Source organism: Dyadobacter sp. HNCC25DJ186, from assembly GCF_056895235.1.
In genome coordinates, this window is sequence record NZ_JBXHAS010000057.1 from 1 (window position 1) to 288 (window position 288).

Below are 288 nucleotides of genomic sequence, written 5' to 3' on the forward strand. Positions count from 1 at the left end.
ACGGATCTTTGACCGTATTGGTAAAGAGGTAAACCGTGCACTGGTGAAAGGTGTCGAAAACCGCGCGACCGGATTACAAGGCGGTTTAAACTTGTTTGACGGGCTTGCGTTTAAATTTACCGAAGGATATGCAACCGTTGCTAGTGGTGGAAAAGAGGACATTCCACTGACCAATAAAGTGGCCAGTCCAACAGCCACCATGACAGAAGCTAACATACTGGGTGAGCTTAAAAAACTAGCTGAAGTTGTTTTGAGCAATGAAGACCTGGTGGAATACCGTGAAGAAAA

The 288-nt window shown here is 45.5% G+C and carries 1 protein-coding gene; it reads left to right on the plus strand.

What is annotated here, in order from left to right; translation table 11 throughout:
- Nucleotides 1–288, plus strand: a 288-nt coding sequence (locus AC1XUO_RS29680) for a hypothetical protein (RefSeq protein ID WP_483333528.1), incomplete at both ends; no start/stop codon positions are given.